The organism is Streptomyces sp. DSM 15324 (assembly GCF_001514285.1).
GTDB lineage: Bacteria > Actinomycetota > Actinomycetes > Streptomycetales > Streptomycetaceae > Streptomyces.
Genome location: NZ_KQ949028.1, coordinates 405,975 through 425,141 on the forward strand (window position 1 = coordinate 405,975; position 19,167 = coordinate 425,141).

At 72.7% G+C, this 19,167-nt stretch carries 18 protein-coding genes, 1 tRNA gene and 2 pseudogenes; 11 read left to right on the forward strand and 10 right to left on the reverse strand.

Features of this window, described 5'->3' with window-relative positions; genetic code table 11:
* Nucleotides 1–23 precede the first annotated feature (23 nt).
* From AQJ58_RS21435 to AQJ58_RS21460, 6 genes are all read left to right on the forward strand, one after another.
* Nucleotides 24–1,217, forward strand: coding sequence for a glycine C-acetyltransferase (locus AQJ58_RS21435; protein WP_067252382.1), 1,194 nt, complete (start codon nt 24–26; stop codon nt 1,215–1,217).
* Nucleotides 1,218–1,248: 31 nt separating this feature from the next.
* Entirely contained in the window at nt 1,249–2,151 is a 903-nt protein-coding gene (locus AQJ58_RS21440; RefSeq protein ID WP_067252384.1) for a LysR family transcriptional regulator, read from the forward strand.
* A 46-nt stretch (nt 2,152–2,197) separates the two neighbouring features.
* On the forward strand, nt 2,198–2,779 hold the full coding sequence (locus AQJ58_RS21445; protein WP_067252385.1) for a helix-turn-helix domain-containing protein: 582 nt from the start codon (nt 2,198–2,200) through the stop codon (nt 2,777–2,779).
* On the forward strand, nt 2,776–3,303 hold the full coding sequence (locus AQJ58_RS21450; RefSeq protein ID WP_234360157.1) for a GNAT family N-acetyltransferase: 528 nt from the start codon (nt 2,776–2,778) through the stop codon (nt 3,301–3,303). The genes AQJ58_RS21445 and AQJ58_RS21450 overlap by 4 nt, the downstream gene beginning before the upstream one ends.
* A 30-nt stretch (nt 3,304–3,333) precedes the next feature.
* Nucleotides 3,334–3,690: an MmcQ/YjbR family DNA-binding protein gene (locus AQJ58_RS21455; RefSeq protein WP_067252387.1), complete on the forward strand. Its 357-nt coding sequence runs from the start codon at nt 3,334–3,336 to the stop codon at nt 3,688–3,690.
* 97 nt (nt 3,691–3,787) lie between these two features.
* A tRNA-Pro gene (locus AQJ58_RS21460) sits at nt 3,788–3,861 on the forward strand.
* A gap of 80 nt (nt 3,862–3,941) precedes the next feature.
* On the opposite strand, the gene AQJ58_RS21465 is transcribed toward AQJ58_RS21460, so the two are convergent.
* Both AQJ58_RS21465 and AQJ58_RS21470 read right to left on the reverse strand, forming a co-directional pair.
* Nucleotides 3,942–6,050 carry a CHAT domain-containing WD40 repeat protein gene (locus tag AQJ58_RS21465; protein ID WP_067252388.1) on the reverse strand — a complete coding sequence of 703 codons (2,109 nt, stop codon included), beginning with the start codon at nt 6,048–6,050 and terminating at the stop codon, nt 3,942–3,944.
* 60 nt (nt 6,051–6,110) lie between these two features.
* On the reverse strand, nt 6,111–6,797 hold the full coding sequence (locus AQJ58_RS21470) for a tetraspanin family protein (RefSeq protein ID WP_067252390.1): 687 nt from the start codon (nt 6,795–6,797) through the stop codon (nt 6,111–6,113).
* A 76-nt stretch (nt 6,798–6,873) separates the two neighbouring features.
* Here AQJ58_RS21470 and AQJ58_RS21475 point away from each other — a divergent pair, with 76 nt between their 5' ends.
* Together AQJ58_RS21475 and AQJ58_RS41100 are read left to right on the forward strand one after the other, a co-directional pair.
* Nucleotides 6,874–7,197: a CU044_2847 family protein gene (locus AQJ58_RS21475; protein ID WP_067252392.1), complete on the forward strand. Its 324-nt coding sequence runs from the start codon at nt 6,874–6,876 to the stop codon at nt 7,195–7,197.
* 264 nt (nt 7,198–7,461) lie between these two features.
* Nucleotides 7,462–7,986: pseudogene (locus AQJ58_RS41100) on the forward strand (sigma factor).
* On the opposite strand, the gene murJ reads toward AQJ58_RS41100, so the two are convergent.
* Genes murJ through AQJ58_RS21510 form a run of 6 tightly spaced genes read right to left on the reverse strand, consistent with a single transcriptional unit; the run spans nt 7,907 to nt 13,944 of the window.
* Nucleotides 7,907–9,541 carry a murein biosynthesis integral membrane protein MurJ gene (gene murJ, locus AQJ58_RS21485; protein WP_067252398.1) on the reverse strand — a complete coding sequence of 545 codons (1,635 nt, stop codon included), beginning with the start codon at nt 9,539–9,541 and terminating at the stop codon, nt 7,907–7,909. The pseudogene AQJ58_RS41100 and the gene murJ overlap by 80 nt on opposite strands.
* 59 nt (nt 9,542–9,600) lie before the next feature.
* Nucleotides 9,601–9,999 (reverse strand): (2Fe-2S) ferredoxin domain-containing protein, encoded by a 399-nt coding sequence (locus AQJ58_RS21490; protein WP_420712171.1) that lies wholly within the window; start codon nt 9,997–9,999, stop codon nt 9,601–9,603.
* A gap of 5 nt (nt 10,000–10,004) precedes the next feature.
* Nucleotides 10,005–10,544 (reverse strand): NUDIX hydrolase family protein, encoded by a 540-nt coding sequence (locus AQJ58_RS21495; protein WP_107122106.1) that lies wholly within the window; start codon nt 10,542–10,544, stop codon nt 10,005–10,007.
* Between the two features lie 15 nt (nt 10,545–10,559).
* A complete protein-coding gene (locus AQJ58_RS21500; protein WP_067252403.1) occupies nt 10,560–11,693 on the reverse strand; it encodes an amidohydrolase family protein in 1,134 nt (377 codons plus the stop codon).
* Between the two features lies 1 nt (nt 11,694).
* Entirely contained in the window at nt 11,695–13,098 is a 1,404-nt protein-coding gene (locus AQJ58_RS21505) for a type I glutamate--ammonia ligase (protein WP_067252405.1), read from the reverse strand.
* A gap of 57 nt (nt 13,099–13,155) precedes the next feature.
* Nucleotides 13,156–13,944, reverse strand: coding sequence for an SAM-dependent methyltransferase (locus AQJ58_RS21510; RefSeq protein WP_067252406.1), 789 nt, complete (start codon nt 13,942–13,944; stop codon nt 13,156–13,158).
* Between the two features lie 146 nt (nt 13,945–14,090).
* On the opposite strand from AQJ58_RS21510, the gene AQJ58_RS21515 reads away from it, so the two are divergent.
* Nucleotides 14,091–14,945: a Cof-type HAD-IIB family hydrolase gene (locus AQJ58_RS21515; RefSeq protein WP_067252408.1), complete on the forward strand. Its 855-nt coding sequence runs from the start codon at nt 14,091–14,093 to the stop codon at nt 14,943–14,945.
* Nucleotides 14,946–15,124: 179 nt separating this feature from the next.
* On the opposite strand, the pseudogene AQJ58_RS45945 reads toward AQJ58_RS21515, so the two are convergent.
* A pseudogene (locus tag AQJ58_RS45945) lies at nt 15,125–15,301 on the reverse strand (DNA-binding response regulator); the annotation flags it as partial.
* A gap of 626 nt (nt 15,302–15,927) precedes the next feature.
* On the opposite strand from AQJ58_RS45945, the gene AQJ58_RS21520 reads away from it, so the two are divergent.
* Nucleotides 15,928–17,181: an amidohydrolase gene (locus AQJ58_RS21520; protein WP_067252647.1), complete on the forward strand. Its 1,254-nt coding sequence runs from the start codon at nt 15,928–15,930 to the stop codon at nt 17,179–17,181.
* A gap of 18 nt (nt 17,182–17,199) precedes the next feature.
* On the opposite strand, the gene AQJ58_RS21525 is transcribed toward AQJ58_RS21520, so the two are convergent.
* Complete coding sequence (locus tag AQJ58_RS21525) at nt 17,200–18,081, reverse strand: alpha/beta hydrolase (RefSeq protein WP_079079089.1); 882 nt, start codon at nt 18,079–18,081, stop codon at nt 17,200–17,202.
* A 124-nt stretch (nt 18,082–18,205) separates the two neighbouring features.
* Between AQJ58_RS21525 and AQJ58_RS21530 the strand changes: the two genes are divergently transcribed.
* On the forward strand, nt 18,206–18,979 hold the full coding sequence (locus tag AQJ58_RS21530) for a sulfite exporter TauE/SafE family protein (RefSeq protein ID WP_067252410.1): 774 nt from the start codon (nt 18,206–18,208) through the stop codon (nt 18,977–18,979).
* Nucleotides 18,980–19,167: the final 188 nt, after the last annotated feature.

Sequence of the window (19,167 nt, forward strand, 5' to 3'; positions counted from 1 at the left end):
AAGGCACCCAAGGAGCTTCCCCCATGTTCGACTCCGTGCGCGACGACCTGCGCACCACCCTCGACGAGATCCGCGCCGCCGGACTGCACAAGCCCGAGCGGGTGATCGGCACCCCCCAGTCGGCGACCGTCGCCGTCACCGCGGGCGGCCGTCCCGGTGAGGTCCTGAACTTCTGCGCCAACAATTACCTCGGTCTCGCCGACCACCCCGAGGTCGTCGCCGCCGCCCACGCGGCGCTGGACCGCTGGGGCTACGGCATGGCGTCCGTGCGCTTCATCTGCGGTACGCAGGAGGTCCACAAGGAGCTGGAGGCCCGGCTGTCGGCGTTCCTCGGGCAGGAGGACACGATCCTGTACTCCTCCTGCTTCGACGCCAACGGCGGTGTCTTCGAGACGCTGCTCGGCCCCGAGGACGCGGTGATCTCCGACGCCCTCAACCACGCCTCGATCATCGACGGCATCCGGCTGTCCAAGGCCCGCCGCTTCCGGTACGCCAACCGTGATCTGGAGGACCTGGAGCGCCAGTTGAAGGAGGCGTCCGGCGCGCGCCGCCGGCTCGTCGTCACCGACGGCGTCTTCTCCATGGACGGCTATGTGGCGCCGCTCGGTGAGATCTGCGACCTCGCCGAGCGCTACGACGCGATGGTCATGGTCGACGACTCGCACGCCGTCGGCTTCGTCGGCCCCGGCGGCCGCGGCACCCCCGAGCTGCACGGCGTCATGGACCGGGTCGACATCATCACCGGCACCCTCGGCAAGGCCCTCGGCGGTGCCTCCGGCGGCTATGTCGCCGCCCGCGCGGAGATCGTCGCCCTGCTGCGCCAGCGCTCCCGCCCGTACCTGTTCTCCAACACCCTCGCCCCGGTGATCGCGGCCGCCTCCCTGAAGGTCCTCGACCTGCTGGAGTCCGCCGACGAGCTGCGTGTGCGGCTGAGGGAGAACACCGCCCTGTTCCGCCGCCGGATGACCGAGGAGGGCTTCGACGTCCTCCCCGGCGACCACGCCATCGCCCCGGTGATGATCGGCGACGCCGCGAAGGCGGGCCGGATGGCCGAACTGCTGCTGGAGCGCGGGGTGTACGTGATCGGCTTCTCCTACCCGGTCGTCCCGCAGGGCCAGGCCCGGATCCGGGTCCAGCTGTCGGCCGCGCACTCCACCGAGGACGTCGACCGCGCGGTGGACGCCTTCGTCGCGGCGCGCGCGGAACTGGAGGGCTGAGGAGCCCCGACATATTGCGATAATCGGTCCCATGATCGAGGCGCGGCGGCTCCACATCCTCCGTGCGGTGGCCGACCACCGCACCGTGACGGCGGCTGCCGCCGCGCTGTACCTCACCCCCTCCGCCGTCTCCCAGCAGCTCGCCGCCCTGGAGCAGGAGACCGGCCACCGCCTGGTGGAGCGTGGTGCGAAGGGCGTACGGCTCACTCCGGCCGGCGAGATCCTGCTGACCCACACCCACGCGGTCCTCGCCCAGCTGGAGCGGGCCGAGGCGGAGCTGGCCGCGTACAGCTCGGGTGAGGCCGGCACGGTCACCGTCGCCGCCTTCGCGACCGGGATCGCCCTGGTCGTGGCGCCCGCGGTGGCCCGGCTGGCGCGCAGCGCGCCCGGGATAAGGATCCGCGTCCAGGACGCCGAGGGGGACGCCAGCCTGCCGATGGTCCTGGACCGGCAGGTCGACGTCGCCGTGGCCGTCGAGTACCGGGGCGCCCCCGCCGCCGACGACCCCCGGCTCGCGCACGTCCCGCTCTACGCCGAGCCCTTCGACGCGGTCGTCCCGGTCACCCACCGCCTCGCCGACGCCGAGGAGGTCCCCCTCGCGGAGCTGGCCAAGGACCCCTGGATCGGTCCCTACCCCGGCAACCCCTGCCATGACGTGGTCGTCCTGGCCTGCGAGAACGCGGGGTTCCAGCCCCGGCTCGAACACTCCTCCGACGACTTCCGCGCGGTCGTCGCCCTCGCCTCGGCCGACGCGGGCGTGGCGCTGGTCCCGCGCTCGGCCCTGCGCGGCATGGACCTCACCGGGGTCGTCGTCCGCCCGATAGACGGCGCGGCCCCGACCCGCCGCGTCTTCGCCGCCGTACGGCGCGGCGCGGAGGAGCACCCGCTGATCCTGCCGGTGCTGGACGCGCTGCGGGAGGCGGCGCGGGTGTGAGCCGTCCGTAACCGGCTCGTCTCATATCCGGGATAACTTCCCGGATATGAGACGCACCGAGGAGGCGGCCACGGACGCCGTCGATGCCCGGCTGGGCGCCCGCCTGTCCGCACTGCGCGCCGAACGCGGCTGGTCCCTGGGGGACGTGGCGCAACGCAGCGGGATCAGCCGCTCCACCCTCTCGCGCGCCGAACGGGCCGAGATCAGCCCGACCGCCTCGCTCCTCAACCGGCTGTGCGCGGTGTACGGGCGGACGATGTCCCAGCTGCTCAGCGAGGTCGAGACGGAGCCCGCGCTCCTGGTGCGGGCCGCGGAACAGCAGATCTGGCGGGACCGCGGCGCCGGCTTCGTCCGCCGGTCCGTGTCCCCGCCGCACCGCGCACTGCGCGGCGAACTCGTCGAGGGACGGCTCGCGCCGGGCGCCGACCTCGCCTACGACCGCCCGCCCGTACCCGGCCTCGAACAGCACATCTGGGTCCTGGAGGGCGCCCTGACGCTGACCGTCCAGGACGACGAGCACCGCCTCGACACGGGCGACTGCCTGCGCCTGCGGGTGTGGGGGCCGACCCGGTTCCGCTGCGTCGGCGACACCGAGGTCCGCTATGTGCTGGCGGTGGTGCTGCCGTGACGGCGACCGTGCGGCGGCTGGACGCCTCCGGGCTGGTGCGCGCGGCCGGGGACCTGGCCGCCCTGCTCGTGGACACCGTGGCCGGCGGCGCCTCGATCGGTTTCCTCGCACCGCTGGACACCGCCGAGGCCCTCGCCTGGTGGCGGGAGCGGGCCGAGGGAGCCGACGCCGGACGCCTCGCGGTCTGGGCGGCGTACGACGCGGACCGGGTGATCGGCACCGTCGGCCTCGCCTTTCCCGACAAGCCCAACAGCCGCCACCGCGCCGAACTCGTCAAGCTCATGGTCCACCGCGACGCCCGCGGCAAGGGCCTCGGCCGTACCCTCCTCGCCACCGCCGAGCGGGCCGCCCGCGCCGCCGGCGTCACGCTGCTGCACCTGGACACCGAGACCGACAGCCCCGCCGAGCACCTCTACGGCACCGCCGGCTGGACCAGGGCGGGCGTGATCCCCGACTACGCGGCGGACCCGGCCGGCGCCCTGCGCCCCACCACCCTGTACTACAAACGTCTCACCGGCGGCTGACTGTCAGTGGCAGCGGTTACGGTGCGAAGCATGCCCGACGCCGAAGACGTACGCCGTATCGCCCTCGCCCTGCCGGACACCACGGAGAAGGTCGCCTGGAACATGCCCACGTTCCGGGTCGCGGGGAAGATGTTCGCCACGCTGCCCGAGGACGAGACGTCCCTCGCCGTGCGCTGCCCCAAGGAGGAGCGTGACGAGCTGGTCCTCGCCGAACCCGAGAAGTTCTGGATCGCGACCCACGAGGCCCAGTTCGCCTGGGTGCGGGCCCGGCTCGCCGCCGTCGAGGACGAGGCCGAGCTGCGCGACATCCTCGCCGACTCCTGGCGCCAGGCAGCCCCGCCCCGCCTCCTCGACGCCTACCCCGACCTCGGCCTGCCCCCCGCCTGACCCGCCCCGCAGGGAAACGGGTGCGCGACGACCGACCCGAGTGCGGTATGGTTTCCCTGCACGTCCACCCAGGGGAAACCCCAGGTCAGACGGGCAACGGGACGTGGCGCAGCTTGGTAGCGCACTTGACTGGGGGTCAAGGGGTCGCAGGTTCAAATCCTGTCGTCCCGACGGTGACATCGATCCGTCGTTCGTCTTCGAGGCTCTGTTCCCCTCCGGGGAGCGGAGCCTCATCGCGTTACCGACCGCGCTCATCGATCGGCTTCGGGCAGCCGGACGATGTGGATGACCTTGTCCTCCCCCGCTCCGACGAGGAAGCGGCCGTCCGGCGAGAATGCCACGGCGTTCACCGAGCGGCTGTACGTGAGGGCGAGCAGCGACTGCCCCGAGTCGGCCCGCCACACGCGGACGGCCCCGTCCTCGCTCCCGGTGGCGAGCATGCTGCTGTCGGGGCTGAAGGCCACGGCCCGTAGACCGCCCTGGTGTTCCACGCGGAAGAGCGGGGCCCAGGTCTCGGCATCGCTGACCTGAGCGGTGTGGTCCTGGCTGCAGGTGGCGACCTTCCGCCCGTCCGGCGAGTAGGCGACACCGAGGACGAAGTCCCCGTGCTCGATCTGCGCTTGCTGCTGACCCGTGCCCGTGTCCCAGACGTAGGCCTTCTCGTCCTCGGACCCGGTGAGCAGACGGCGCCCGTCCGGGCTGAAGACGAGGGCCTTGACAGCCCGGCCATGTTGCAAGGACAGGAGGCGGCTGCCGGTGCCGAGATCCCACACGCAGGCCGTGGCGTCCGCGCTACCGGTGGCCAGGAGCAGTCCGCTGCGGTGGTAGGCCACGGTATTGACGAAATGGCCGTGACTGAACTTGAGCGGGGCGGCCTCGCCGGTCATGGTCCAGACCCGGGCGAGATTGTCCGTGCTGCCGATCGCCAGGCTGTCACCGTCGGGGCTGAAGGCGATGGCGTTGACCATCGTGCTCCACCCGCCGAGTCGCCGCTGCCACATCGGCTGGCCGGTGATCACGTCCCAGACCCGTACGAGCTTGCGGGATCCGGTTGCGATCAGTCGCCCGGACGGTTGGACGGCCAGACTGACCACCCAATGCCCGGTGTCGATCTCCGGCCGGGGCGTGAGTTCGGTGGAGGCGGTCGACAGGGGTGGGGGGACGTGTGCGGGCTCAGCGCGTTGGCCGGTCTCCGGGACGCGCGCGTCGGCTTCCTGACCGTGCCGCTCGGTCTGCGCGTCGAGCTCTTCCCCGTTGATCTGTTCGACGACGGTCTTCGGGGGTGTGGGTTTCCGCAGGGACGTGAAGTCGAAGAGACGTGCGTCCCCGCTGCGCTGGTACAAGACGGGTGTGAAGCACTCGAGGCTGTCGTCCTTGTCGGCCCGCAGTGCGATACGGCCCGTGCGGACCGCCTCGTCGACCGGCCGGTTGGCCGCGAGGGCCTGGTAGAAGGCCCGGGAGAAGAGCACGGCCGCCTTGTCCGTCACCGCGAACTGCATGGCGACCACGGCCGGCACCGTGTACTCCAGCTTTGCCGCCGTGCTGGAGAATAGATCCCGTGCGTGGGAGGTTCCTGTCTCGCAGCTGTTGAGCACGACGAGGCGCGGCGAGGGGTCGGCGACGCTGATGAGCGAGCCGAGCGCCTCCGCGTGCAGTGGGGACTCCCTGCCCTGCTCGTCGGAGAACACGAGCATCCCCTGGCGTCGTTGATCGTCGAACTTTCCATGGCCGATGAAGTGGAAGATGTGACAGCCGGCGAACAGGGCGTTGAAGAGGTCCTGTTTGGTTCCGCCGGTCACCCAGTCGAGCCGCACCCTCCCCTCGTAGATGAGCGGCTTGAGCGCGGTGGTCAGCCCTTCCTTTTCGGTCTCGGCCTCCAGCGGGGTGAGCGCACCCGGCAGGCATACCATTCCGAGGATGCGCAACGGCGGCTCCACGCGCAGGGGGGCGACCGGCTCCAGCATCTCCACGTGGCGGATGACCGGGTGGTGCAGACACAGATAGCCGCCCAGCTTCTCGTCGTAGAGCAGCTCCCAGGGCAGCGCCGCCAGTTCCGGCGAACGGACCCGGAGGACCATGCGCAACCGCCGACCGTGCTCCTGCGCCTTCTGTCTGCTGGACAGGTAGAGCGCTTTGATCCCGCTCTGGAACACGGACTCGAACAGCGTGCCGCCGACCTCCATGGCGGGCAGCTCCATTCCGGTTCCTATGCCCCGCGAGCGGGCGGCGGACCCCAGGACGGCGGCTTCCAGCGAGGGCAGCCGGTCCAGCAGCCCGTGCGCGTCGATGGCGGCGACCAGGGTGTCCTCGCCGGATGGCGATGTCACGCTGATGCGGTAGCCGTCGGCCTCTCCGCTCATTTCGAGAATGAAATCCCAATCCTCCGCCATGGGGCCCTTCTCTCCCGAGGACGGACGAGGTCAGTAGTCGGTTTGTGTGGGAGACGCAGGGGTGGCGTCATGGTCGCCGACCGGCTGTGAGATGGTGGCGCGCCACTTCATGAACTGGGAGAAATTCTGGGGATCCGAGACCTGGGAGAAGACGACGATGTTAAAACGCCGGTCCGTGTACACGTCCACGAGAGTGTTCCCGTCCACGTAGCAGGCTTCGTCGCCGATGGTGACGGACCGGTCTTCAGTGGAATAGGAATAACTGCTCCCCTGTCTGAAGCCGGCCATGGTGGTGCAGTCGCTTCCTGGCTCATGCGCAGGATCGGTTTGGTTCCACCAGTATCTCTGCATGGAATTCTCGTTGTCGAACATGATGTACCAGAGTCCATCCGGGACGTTGTCCGTTGTACTGCAGTCAAGCTCCACAGCGTCCTTGGGGGACTCAGAACTCTCCTTGCAGGGCCAGTCCCGCTTGACGTCGGGCGGAACGTGATCTTTGAGTGCGGCCAGTGAAGGACCGTGAGGTTGTTCCTGGGTCGACACCCCCCACATCCCTCCGGCCAGCAGCAGCACGCCCAGAATGGCGATCACCACGCGCGGTGCCCGTTTCATCTTCGGGATCGTCATGAGGCGTCGGGAGATGCCGCTGCCGATCAGGGCGGCGGCCAGGAGTAGAACCCCGATCACGATGAGAACGATCTCGACGGCGAGAGGCATCGGTCAGCTCCTTCCAGAATTGGAAGAACCGTCAACTACCTGGCAGTATTCGGCATTTCATGCTAATTCGTAGTTTATGGCGATTGTAGAGTTCCTGCTAGAGGACGGCAGTGCTGTTCTCGTCCGCGTTTCCGAGGAGCAGACACAAAGCTCCATGCTCACCCGGGGGGTGTCGCCGTCCACCGTGATCGAGAAAGCCGGGGACACCTTCGAGTCCGCCATGCAGGCCGTGCGCGCGGTCGCCCACGGGGTGGTCGCGCAGGTCATGGACTTCCCCCAGCGGCCGGACGCCGTTGCGGTCCAATTCGGCGTCGAGTTGAACGCACAGGCCGGGGCGATCGTCACGGCGGTCGGCGCGTCGGCCCAGTTGACCGTCAGCCTCACCTGGAACAAGCCCTGAACTCTCTGTTCCTGAGCTGTCGCCAACTCCTTTGACGGAACCTGACCCGTGAACGTTCTGAGGGAGGCTGAGGATTCACCCAACCCCCGTTTCTCCCCGGCATGCTCGCCGTCCATCTGCGGGCCGTGGCCGGGTGGCTGACCGCACGAGAAGAAGACCGCCAAGCACGAGAGCCACCGCGACCACACCGAGTCCGCCTGGCACGGCTCCCGCCGCCGCGCTCACCAGGACGACCTCACCGACGAGACCTCCACCGCCCTCGCCCTGGCCGCCCGGAAGGGGGCGTCGGGGCCGTGGGGCAGCTCGTGCGGGCGCTGCACCGCGACGTGCTGCGCTACGTCGCCCATCCGTGCGCCGCCCCGCAGGCGGTGGACGACCTGGCGCAGGACATCTTCCTGCGGGCGCTGGGCTCTCTGCACTGTTCGAGGGGTGGTGCTCGGCTTCGGGTCCGGCTGTCGTCGATCGCTCGCCGGGCGGTGATGGACTGCTACCGCTGCTCCGCGGCCCGCCCCCGCCTCGCGGACCTGTCGGACGGGCGGGCCGCTGTGGAGCCAGCCCAGCCGCGCGGGCCGCCCGGCTTCGACGACGGGATCGTCCTGCGCGCCCTGCGAGGAGGCGGCCCGGGTGGGCGACTGGCCGGTGGGCACGGTCCGCTCCCGGGTGGCCCGCGTCCGCGCCGCCCTCGCCGCGCAGGTCGCCCGGTGCGGCATCAGCGTAGGCGGCCCAGCTGCCGCAGCTCCTCCACCTTCAGCAGCCGGGACAGGGTCACATAGACCGCGCCGAGGGTGACGGTCCCCGCCGTGAGCGCCAGCGCGGTGGGGAGCGTGCCGCCGCCCAGCCATGCGCCGCAGGCCCGGTCCGCCGCCCAGCCGCAGACCGCCGCCGGCGCCGAGGCGCACATCAACCGGGTGTACGTCCGGCGCAGGGCCCCGTCGTCGAGCCGGGCGCCGACCCGCCGGCGCACCAGCCGGGCGGTCAGCGCGAGGCCGGCCAGGTAGGACACGGTGTAGGCGCCGGCCATGCCGGTCACCGCCCAGCGGACCGGCAGCAGCAGATGGCAGGCGGTGGCCAGCGCGATGTTCACCGCCGCGATCCACACCGCCATGAGGAACGGCGTCCGGGTGTCCCCGAAGGCGTGGAAACCGCGCAGCAGCAGATACTGCGCCGAGAACGGGATCAGACCGAGGCCGAAGGCCTGGAGCATGTGCCCGAGCGGCTGCGCGGAGGCCGCGTCGGCCGCCCCGTGCGCGAACAGCAGCGTCGCGATCCGCGGACCGAGCGCCAGGAACAGGAACGCGGCGGGCACGACGACGACCCCGCTCACCCGCAGCCCCCGGGACAGATCGGCGCGCAGGTCCGCGATCCGGCCCTCCGCCACCGCCCGGCTCATTCGCGGCAGCAGCGCGGTCACCAGCGACACCGTGACCACCGACTGCGGCAGCATCCAGATGGTCTGCGCGTAGGTGTACGCCGTGTAGCCCGCACCGGCGTCCGGCAGTGCCTGGTCGGCCGCGTTCGCGTAGTTGGTGACGACCGTGAGGGCCACGAGGTTCGTCAGGACGAACAGCAGGGTCCACTTGGCGGCGTGCACGCCCGAACCGAGCCCCGAGCCGCGCCAGTCGAAGCGCGGCCGGAACCGGAACCCGGCCGCCCGCGCGAACGGCACCAGCGCCAGTGCCTGTACGGCGATCGCGGCCGTGGTCCCGACACCGAGGAGGCGCACCTGCGCGTCGGTGATGTCCTGCACCCGGGTGGGCACGGTCAGCAGTCCCAGGTAGGCGCCGAACACGCCCAGCAGCACGATGTTGTTGAGGACCGGCGTCCACATCATCGCGCCGAACTTCTCGCGGGCGTTCAGGACTTGGCCGTACATGTTGAACAGCCCGTAGAAGAAGATCTGCGGGAGCAGGAACCGGGCGAAGACGACGGTGAGTTCGTACGCCGCGTGCTGGTCCTGGGTGTCGCGCAGGTAGACGCTGACGATCTGCGGCGCCGCCCACACCGCCAGGGCGGTCCCGACGGCCAGCACCGACAGCACCAGCGTCACCAGCCGCTGCTCGTACGCCCGGCCGCCGTCGGCGTGCGCGGAGCGGGCCCGCACCAGCTGCGGCACCAGGACCGAGTTCAGGGCGCCGCCGATCAGCAGGGTGTACAGGCTGGTGGGCACGGTGTTCGCCGTGTTGTACGTGGTCGCCAGCAGACCGGTGCCGAGCGCGGCGCCCTGGAGTACCTGCCGGATCAGCCCGGTCGCCCGGGACACCACGGTGCCCAGCGCCATCAGCGCCGACGACCTGGCCGCCCCGCCGGAACGCCTTCCGACCCGCTCTTGTGTCGTAGCCCCCATCGGGTCAACCTACGACATCAAGATCCGTACGCCAACTCGGCTCGTCCCGGGGCCAGTTGTCAGCGGCGGCTGCGCACCCGGGCGTCCCGGGGCGGCTGGATGAACTGGAGCTCCAGGGCGACCGGAGGGGCCGCGACGCCGGGGCCGCCGTCCCGCGCCCACCGCAGCAGCTCGTCGGTGGAGTCGTCGTCCGATGCGAACCCGACCCAGGTGGGCCGCCCACCCGCCCGGCGCCCGGCGGCGGAGGGCTGGACGACGACCACGTTGGCCTGGTCGCAGGGGCCGAGGCAGTCCGTCGTACGGACCTCCAGGGCACCGCCCGAACCGGCGGCGGCCGCCCGCAGCCGTTCCAGCTGCCCGGCGTGGTCGTGACCGGGGTGCTTGCGCGCGTCGCCGCAGCAGCAGCCCCTGCACACCACGAGTGTGCAGGGGCGGCGCGGACCGGGCAGCGGGGCCACGGCGCTCAGGACGCCGAGAGACCGACGTGGGCCAGCGCCTGCCGCAGCAGGAACCCGTGCCCGCCCGGCATCTCGCTCTGCACGGCCGGGGAGGCCGCCTCCTGCGGGTCGAACCAGACCAGGTCCAGGGCGTCCTGGCGGGGCTGGCAGTCACCGGTCACCGGCACGATGTAGGCCAGCGACACCGCGTGCTGACGGGGGTCGTGGTACGGGGTGAGGCCCTGCGTCGGGAAGTACTCCGCGACCGTGAACGGCTGGAGGGAGGCCGGCAGCCGGGGCAGCGCCACCGGTCCGAGGTCCTTCTCCAGGTGCCGCAACAGGGCGTCGCGGACCCGCTCGTGGTGCAGGACCCGGCCGGAGACCAGGGTCCGGCTGACGTTTCCGTCGGGTCCGATGCGCAGCAGCAGTCCGATGCTGACGACTTCGCCGCTGTCGTCGACGCGCACGGGCACGGCCTCGACGTACAGGATCGGCATGCGGGCGCGGGCCATCTCGAGCTCGTCTGCGCTCAGCCAGCCGGGCGTGGTCTCGGTCAAGTCTGACATTGCTTGATCATACTTTCAGTGTCCGTCGGGAAGCCGGTAGACCCGGCGGGCGTTGTCCGCTCCGGCCCAGCGCGCCAGGCGCAGCGCGTCGGGCAGGCTCAGTTCGTCCGCGTCCACCCGGTCCTGGAGGAGGTCTCCGAGACCGCGGCGGAACGCCAGCGCTCCGAGGGCGTAGAACTCCGACACACCGTATGCGTCGGAGCTGTACAGCAGTTTGCGGAACGGTGTGATCTCCAACGCTTCCTCCAGCACCGTCCGCGCCCGCACCGGGCCGACGTGGTGCAGGGTGAGCCCCACGTCGAGGTACACCTGCTCGAACACGGCCGCCAGGTAGGCGGCCTGCCGCTGGTAGGGCCAGCAGTGCAGGAGCAGCACGGGGATCGTTCCCGCGATCAGGTGCAGCCAGTCCGTCAGATGTGCGGGATCCGCCCGGTGCAGCCGGATGTCCTGGTCGCCGAAGCCCGTGTGCAGCTGGAGCGGCAGGCCGAGGTCGACGGCGGTCCACAGCAGGTGCCGTACCAGGACCGGTTCGTCGAGCCGGCCGCCGCGCGCCAGCCACCGCCGGGCCGCCCGGGTGACCTCGGTGTCCGAGGGGCGGGCCGGGTCCAGGTCGAAGCCGGTGCGGTAGGCGGCCACCGACTTCACCCCGACCACGCCCGGCAGGCGCACCGCCTCCAGCGCCGCCGCCCGGAACGCGTCGGCGTACGCGCCGGCGTCGACGCCCCGCGCGGCCACGGACTCCGCGAGCGACTCCAGCCGTACGACCTCCCAAGCGGCGCCGCCGCCCGCCCGGGCCAGCTCGGCGGGCGGGGTGAGCGGGAGCGGGGCGAAACCGGTGTCGACGCAGAACACCCCGGTGCGGGCCGCCGTCAGGAAGCGACGGTTCACCTCCTCGGGACCGAGCGCGGCGCGCCGGGCCAGATAGGTGTCGGTGGGGGCGTGCCGGTCGAGGTCGAGCAGGGGCGCGCAGTGGCGGCGCACGGCGACCCCGGCGGGGGTGTCGAAGGTGGAGAGGCCGGGCCAGGACTCGCCCTCGGTGAGCAGCGACTCGAAGCCCGCCCGGTCCAGGGGGCCGGTCGTCACCCCGTGGCAGTGGTGGTCCACCAGCTCCAGCGCGGCCAGCTCCTCGTGGACCGGTCCGGCGCCCACCTCAGTACACCCACCGGTAGGCGGCGGCCACCTGGGCGTCGTCCAGCCCGTACGTCGCGTCGATCTCGCCCTGCCGTACGGCGGTCACCGCGTCGGCGAGGACCGGCCCCAGCGCGGCCCGCAGCACCTCGTCCTCCCGGAACTCCGCGACGGCCCGCGCGAGCGAGGTGGGCAGCCGACGGACGCCCTTCGCGGCGGCCTCCGCGGCGCCGAGGCGGGCCGGGTCGCCGGTGATCTCCTCCGGGAGCGCGGCCCGCGTGGCGAGCCCGTCCAGTCCGGCGGCGATCAGACAGCCGAGCAGCAGATACGGGTTGGCGGCCAGGTCGACGGGTTTGACCTCCAGGTTCGCCTGCTCCGCCCGCCGCCCTGCGGTGCCCCGCACGACCCGCAGCGCCGACTCACGGGTCTCCAGGCCCCAGGCGGTGAACACCCCAGCCCACTGCGACGGTTTGAGCCGCAGATAGCTGGCCGGGCTGGGCGCGGTCACCGCCGTCAGGGCGGGCAGCCGGGCGAGCACGCCCGCGGCGAAGGACTCCGCCTCGGCCGTCAGACCGTGCCGGCCCTCCCCGCCGGAGTGCAGGTTGCGGCCGTCGCGCCAGGCGGACAGATGGACGTGCCCGCCGTTGCCGACGCCCTCCGCGGCGACGGCGGGGGAGAAGGAGACCCGCAGCCCGTGCCGGCGGGCCACCGCGCGGATCGTCTGCCGGACGAGGACGCTGCGGTCGGCCGCCGCCACCGGGTCCAGCGCGCCCACCGAGATCTCGAACTGGCCCGGCGCGTACTCCGGGTGGATCTGGTCGACGGTCACGCCCTGCGCCTCGCACGCCGTCAGCAGATCGGCGGTGTACTCGCTCAGTTCGACCATGCGGGTCGCGCCGTACGCCGGTCCCGTGGTCGCCGGGACGAACTCCCCGGCGGGCGCGGAGTCCAGCCCGACGGCCCACTCGATCTCGACGGCGGCCCGGAAGCGCAGTCCGTGGTCACGGGCGGCGTCGGCCACGATCCGGCGCAGGAAGGTGCGCGAGCAGCCCGGATGCCGCTCGCCGTCCTGGGTGAGCCGGTCGACCGGCGCCCACGCCCACCCCGGCTGCGCGGCCAGCGCCACCAGCCGGTCCAGGTCCGGGAACAGCCTGAGATCGCCGTCGGGGGAGCCGAGGACGTCCGTGGTGACGATGTGGTCGTTCGCCAGGAAGGTGTCGAACACCGGCGACATCCCGACGCCCCAGGCCACCGCCGACGCCAGCCCCGTCGCCGGGACCGTCTTCACCCGGCCGACGCCCGCGGTGTCGACGTACGACAGCACGATCCCGTGCACGCCCGCGCCGGACAGCTCCCCGCTGAGCGCCGAGGCCCGCTCCACGTCTCCGGGACGCCCGCCGGGGACGGGGTCGGCAAGGGTGGTCATACGTCCTCCGCGGGCTCGTCCGTCAGGCAGTACCCGCACTGCGGGAGTGCGGCGGGCTCAGGGTTTCACGGCCACCGCGCCGTACTGCGGCACCGCCGTCGCCGCCGCGTCGTCGGCACGCCAGCGCGCACAGGACACCAGGCCCGGCTCCAGCAGCTCCAGGCCGTCGAAGAACGCGGTGATCTCCGCTCCGGAGCGCGCGGTGATCGGCGGGGTGGCGTTCTCGTTCCAGAACTTCATCGCCGGGATCTGGCCCTCGCCGCCCACCTCAGCGTCGTGCGTGGGGTGGGTGAGCACCAGGTAGCTGCCGGCCGGGACCTGCGCCATGACCTTGGCGACGATGTCCCGGGCCGCCTCGTAGTCCAGCACGAAGTTCAGGATGCCCAGCATCATCACCGCGACCGGCCGGTCGAAGTCGAGCGTGCCGGAGGCCCGTTCGAGGATCGCCGTCGGGTCGTGGACGTCGGCGTCGATGTAGTCGGTGGCGCCCTGCGAGGTGCCCGTGAGCAGGGTGCGGGCGTGCGCCAGCACGATCGGGTCGTTGTCGACGTACACGATCTTCGAGTCCGGCGCGATCCGCTGCGCTATCTCGTGCGTGTTGTCGGCCGTCGGCAGCCCCGTGCCGATGTCCAGGAACTGCCGCACCCCGCGCTCCTCGGCGAGGAAGCGAACCGCCCGGCCCAGGAACCAGCGGTCCGCGCGGGCGATGTCCCGGATCAGCGGGAACATGTCCGCCACGTGCTTGCCGACCCGCTGGTCGACCTCGTAGTTGTCCTTGCCGCCGATCCAGTAGTTCCACACCCGCGCGTTGTGCGCCACGCTGGTGTCCAGCCGTGCACCGCCCACGTCACCGCTCCTTCGTACGACCGACCGTCCGGCTGTCCATTGTGCCGCCCATGATCATCGCTGTCCCGGGATTCGCGGGGTCCCCCGGTAGGGTGACAATCCGGTCACCCGTCGCGGCGCGCGCGCCCGGAGCACAGGAAGCAGACATGCCCTACTCGCACGCCCCCCGGCCGCCCGCCCCCGAGCTCCCGGCGGGTCCCCTCGACATCCGGCTCGTCGTCACCGACATGGACGGCACGCTGCTCGACGACGACAAGCGCGTCCCGGACGGCCTGTGGGACACGCTGGCGCGGCTGCGGGAGCGCGGGGTGCTGTTCAGCCCGGCGAGCGGACGCCAGTACGCCACCCTGGCGGCGGAGTTCGCCGAGGTCGCCGACGGGATGGTGTTCATAGCCGAGAACGGCACCTATGTGGTGCGCGACGGGCGGGAACTCAGCTCCGATCCGCTGGAGCCGGCCGTGACCGCGCGGATCGTGCACACCGCGCGGGGCCTCGCGGCCGACGGGGTCGACCTGGGCGCCGTCGTCTGCGGCAAGCGGTCCGCGTACGTCGAGCGGGCCGACGAGGCCTTCCTGGCGGAGGTACGCCGGTACTACGTGCGCTGCGAGCTGGTCGAGGACCTCACCGCCGTCGACGACGACGTCATCAAGGTCGCCCTGTTCGACTTCGGCGCCGCCGAGGAGACCACCGCCCCCGGGCTCGCCCCCTTCGCGGACACCCACCAGGTCGTCGTCTCCGGCGAGCACTGGGTCGACGTCATGAACCGCACCGCGAACAAGGGCGCCGCCCTGCGCAGCCTCCAGCGCGAGCTCGGCATCACCCCCGCGCAGACCATGGTGTTCGGCGACTACCTCAACGACCTGGAGATGCTGGACGCCGCCGACTGGTCCTTCGCCATGGCCAACGCCCACCCCCGGGTCGTCGAGCGCGCACGCCACCTCGCGCCCTCCAACAACGACAACGGGGTCCTGCGCACCATCACCCGCCTCCTGGACCTCTGAGCCGCGGTCCGGCTCAGGAGCGCGGACGGGCGTGCCGCGTCGTTCGTTCCGACCGGGGCGACCAGGCGTACGACGCCCACCTCACGGTCGGTGACCGGCCCGGCGGCGGGGGCGGCGGCCCTGACCGCCTCGGCGAGGAGCGTCGGACCCGAGTCCTTCGGCAGGAAGCCGCAGGCGCCGCCGCGCAGCGCCCCGTACACGTCCTCGTCCTGGTCGAAGGTGGTGACCACGACCACCCGCAGCGGAGCGGCCACCTCGGGCCCGGCGAGCAGCCGGGGCGCCTCCGGGCCGTCCGGCCGCGGCATCCGGACGTCCAGCGGGCACACGTCCGGCCGCAGCTCGCGGGCCCGTGCCACCGCCTCCTCGCCGTGGGCGGCCTGGGTGGGGCCGCGCCGCCGGCGCGGACGGCTCCCGGCACCGGGGAAAGCGGCGGCGCTCGGTCCGCGCTCCGCGCCGGGTCCGCCGTCACCCGGCGCAGCAGCGGGCGGCCGGGAGGGATCGCGGCGACCATGGCGTGCGCGCCGAGGACGACACGGACCGCGAGCCGCAGCGCGCCGTCGACGGTGGGTGTGCGGGGGCTGAGCCCCGTACGGCGGCTGCCCGGGGAAGTCCTGAGGCCCTGGCCCTCTCGTTGAGCCGGTACGAGCCGTACACCCCCATGGCGGCCGGACGGCTCGGCGGGGCCCGGCGCGAGCAGCGGCTCGCGGCGCTGCGGCCGGCCGGGGCCACCGCGCGCCGGATCGGGGGTGCCGCGCGCCGGATCGGGGGTGCCGGGGCCGCCGACGGCCGCCACCGCCGCGGCGCCTCCGACCGCGCCCACGACGAACTCGCCCGGCAGCATCGCGTACTCCTGGGAAAGGGGAGGGCGGAAGCGGCTCCTGCCCCGCTGTCCTGTCCGGGGCCGCCCGCGCCTCGGCTGAACGGCCGGGATCCGGGGGCCGGTTCCTCGACCGTTCGGCCGACCACCCCGTACCCTCCGGCTATGACCGATCCGGCCGTCGTCGCCCGGCTCACCCGGGACATCACCTCGGGTCTGCGGCAGGGGGACCTGGAGGACTTCTACCGGGACCTGCACCGCCACCCCGAACTCGCCTTCGCGGAGCACCGCACCGCGGCGCGGCTCGCCGGCCGGCTGCGGGCCGCCGGGTACGAGGTGACCGAGGGCGTCGCCCGCACCGGCGTGGTCGGGGTGCTCGCCCACGGGGAGGGGCCGGTGGTGTGGCTGCGCGGCGACATGGACGCGCTGCCGGTGCGGGAGGCGACCGGGCTGCCGTACGCCTCGGTCGTCGACGGGGTGATGCACGCCTGCGGCCACGACCTCCACATCACCTGGCTGGCCGCGGCGGCCGAGGCCCTCGCCGCCGCCCGGGACCTCTGGTCCGGCACGCTCGTCGTGGTCGGGCAGCCCGCCGAGGAGGCGGAGGGCGGGGCGGCCGCGATGGTCAAGGACGGCGTCCACGAGCGGTTCCCGCGCCCCGACGTGCTGTTCGGGCAGCACGCGGCGCCCGGGCTCGTCGGCTTCTACCCGCACACCCCCGGGCCGATCCTGGCGGCCGCGGACGACCTCGACGTCGTCGTGCACGGGGTCGGCGGGCACGGCTCACGGCCCGAGTCGACCGTCGACCCGGTGGTCACGGCCGCGTACGTCGTCACCCGGTTGCAGACGGTCGTCTCCCGGGAGGTCGCGGCGGGCGAGTCGGCCGTGGTGACGGTGGGCGCCTTCCACGCCGGGACGCAACCCAACATCGTCCCGGCCGAGGCGCGGCTCTCGCTGAACGTACGGACCCGTGACGACCGGGTGCGCGAGCGTGTCCTCACCGCGATCCGCCGGATCGTCGAGGCGGAGTGCGCCGCCGCGGGCTGCCCGGTGCCGCCCGAGGTCACGGTCCTGCCCGGCTGCCCGAACACCGTCAACGACCCCGTCCTGGACGGCGAGATCGCCGCCATGCACCGGCGACTCTTCGGCGAGCACACGGTGTTCGACTTCGGCGGGACCATGGGCAGCGAGGACTTCTCGCTCCTCGCGCCGCAGGGCGTGCCGTACGACTACTGGTACGTCACCTCGACCCCGGCCGATGTCTGGGAGGCGGCGCCGGGTGAGGAGTTGGCGGAGAAGTTCGCCAACGTGCCGGGAAACCACAGCCCGTTGTTCGCGCCGGATCCCGCGGTGCTGGTGCCGGGGGTGCGCACGCTGGTGTCGGCGGCGCTGTCCCGGCTGGCGGCGGCCGGGGGATGACCGGCTGACCGCGGGGCCTCAGCGGGCGTGCCGCGTCCGCCGCGCCCGGTCGAGGTCTCCGTCGAGGGTGCCGAGGGTGCCGTCGCCCTCTCCGTCGGGCGGGCCGTCCAGGACCCCGTCCAGGAAGCCGGTCAGGTCGGCGAAGACCTCCGTCCGGTTCGTCTCGTGGAACACCTCGTGGCGGGCGCCCGGGTAGATCCGCTCGGTCCGCGGGCCCCCGGCGAGCCGCTCGACGCCGATGCGGCTGCCGGGCAGCGGGACCAGCCGGTCGGCGTCGCCGTGCAGCCACAGCAGCGGCAGCGCGCCGGCCGGGCCGTCCGCGGTGACGGTCTCCAGGGTCCGTACGAAGGCCTCCAGCGTCGGCCGTTTCATCGGCCCGTGCCAGACCAGCGGATCCGCCGCGTACGCCGTCCCGACCGCCGGGTCACGGGAGAGGGCGGCGGGGCTGACGGGAACGTCGGGGATCTCCGTGTGCGCCAGCAGCCGCCCGGGCAGCTCCCAGGCGCCGATGACCGGCCCGGACAGGACGAGCGCGGCCAGACGCGTGCCGTACCGCTGGGCGTAGCGGGCGGCGATCAGCCCGCCCATGGAGTGCCCGATCATCACCAGCGGCAGGTCCGGGTGGGCGGCCCGGGCGAGCTCCACGACGGCCCGCAGGTCGGTGACGACGTCCTCGAAGTCCTCGATCCGCACCCGCTCGCCGTCCGACCTGCCGTGCCCCATGTGGTCGGGCGCGAACACGGCGGCGCCGTGCGCGGTCAGGACGCCGGCGAGTTCCTCGTGGCGGCGGGCGTGCTCGCCGTAGCCGTGCACGACGAGGGCCAGGTAGCGGGCTGACGGGTTCGGCCACACGTGCGCCGTGATCGCGCCGCGTGTGCCCGCGAGGACGTGCTCGGCCATGGCTCCTCCAGCTGGATCGGGTGCCGCCACGGAGGGATCCTCTCAGGCGCCCGGCCGGTGCCCCGGCCATCTGGCGAGACGGTTCTTACGCCGTCGTATACGTGCGCATAGCATCGGCCTCCGCATGAACACGATGAATCTGTGGCACGTCACCGGCTGGGAGTTCGCCGCCCTCGCCTTCGCGGCGCTGCTGGTCGGCTTCTCCAAGACGGCGGTCAGCGGCGCCAACACGGTCAGCCTGGCGATCTTCGCGGCGGTCCTGCCGGCCCGCGCGTCGACCGGTGTCCTGCTGCCGCTGCTGATCGCGGGGGACGTCCTGGCCGTCCTCACCTACCGGCGGCACGCCCACTGGCCCACCCTGTGGCGGCTGTTCCCGGCGGTCGCGGCCGGGGTGGTCCTCGGCACGGTCTTCCTGATGTGGGCCGACGACCGGGTGGTGCGCACCTCGATCGGCGCGATCCTGCTGCTGATGGCGGCCGTGACCGTGTGGCGCCGCCGCACGGCCGAGACGCCCGTCGACCCCGACGCGGTGGTCACCCGGGCAGGCCGCGTCAAGGCCCGCTCCTACGGCGTCCTCGGCGGCTTCACCACGATGGTCGCCAACGCGGGCGGCCCGGTGATGGCGATGTACCTGCTCTCGGCGGGGTTCCGCAAACTCGGCTTCCTGGGCACCTCCGCCTTCTTCTTCCTCGTCGTCAACCTCTCGAAGGTGCCCTTCAGCGCCGGCCTCGGCCTGATCGACGGCCCCTCGCTGCTCCTGGACGCCGCGCTCGTCGTGTTCGTCGTCCCCGGCGCCCTGCTCGGCAAGTGGGCGGTCCACCGCATCGACCAGCGGCTGTTCGAGCGGCTGGTCATCGCGGCGACCGTGGTGGGCGGCCTGCAACTGCTGCGGCCGTAGGAGGACCCCGTCACACCGGCACACCCTGACCAGGCCGCCGCCCTGGAAGCAGGCGGGGGCTGGGACCGCCGACCTCGCTGGGACGGGCCCTGCTCGTCCTGCTCAACCTCGCCGCCGACCGCCCCGACAACGCCCAGCTGCTCCTGCGCAGCGGCGCCCGCCGCCTCGGCAGCGAGAAACTGGCAGGA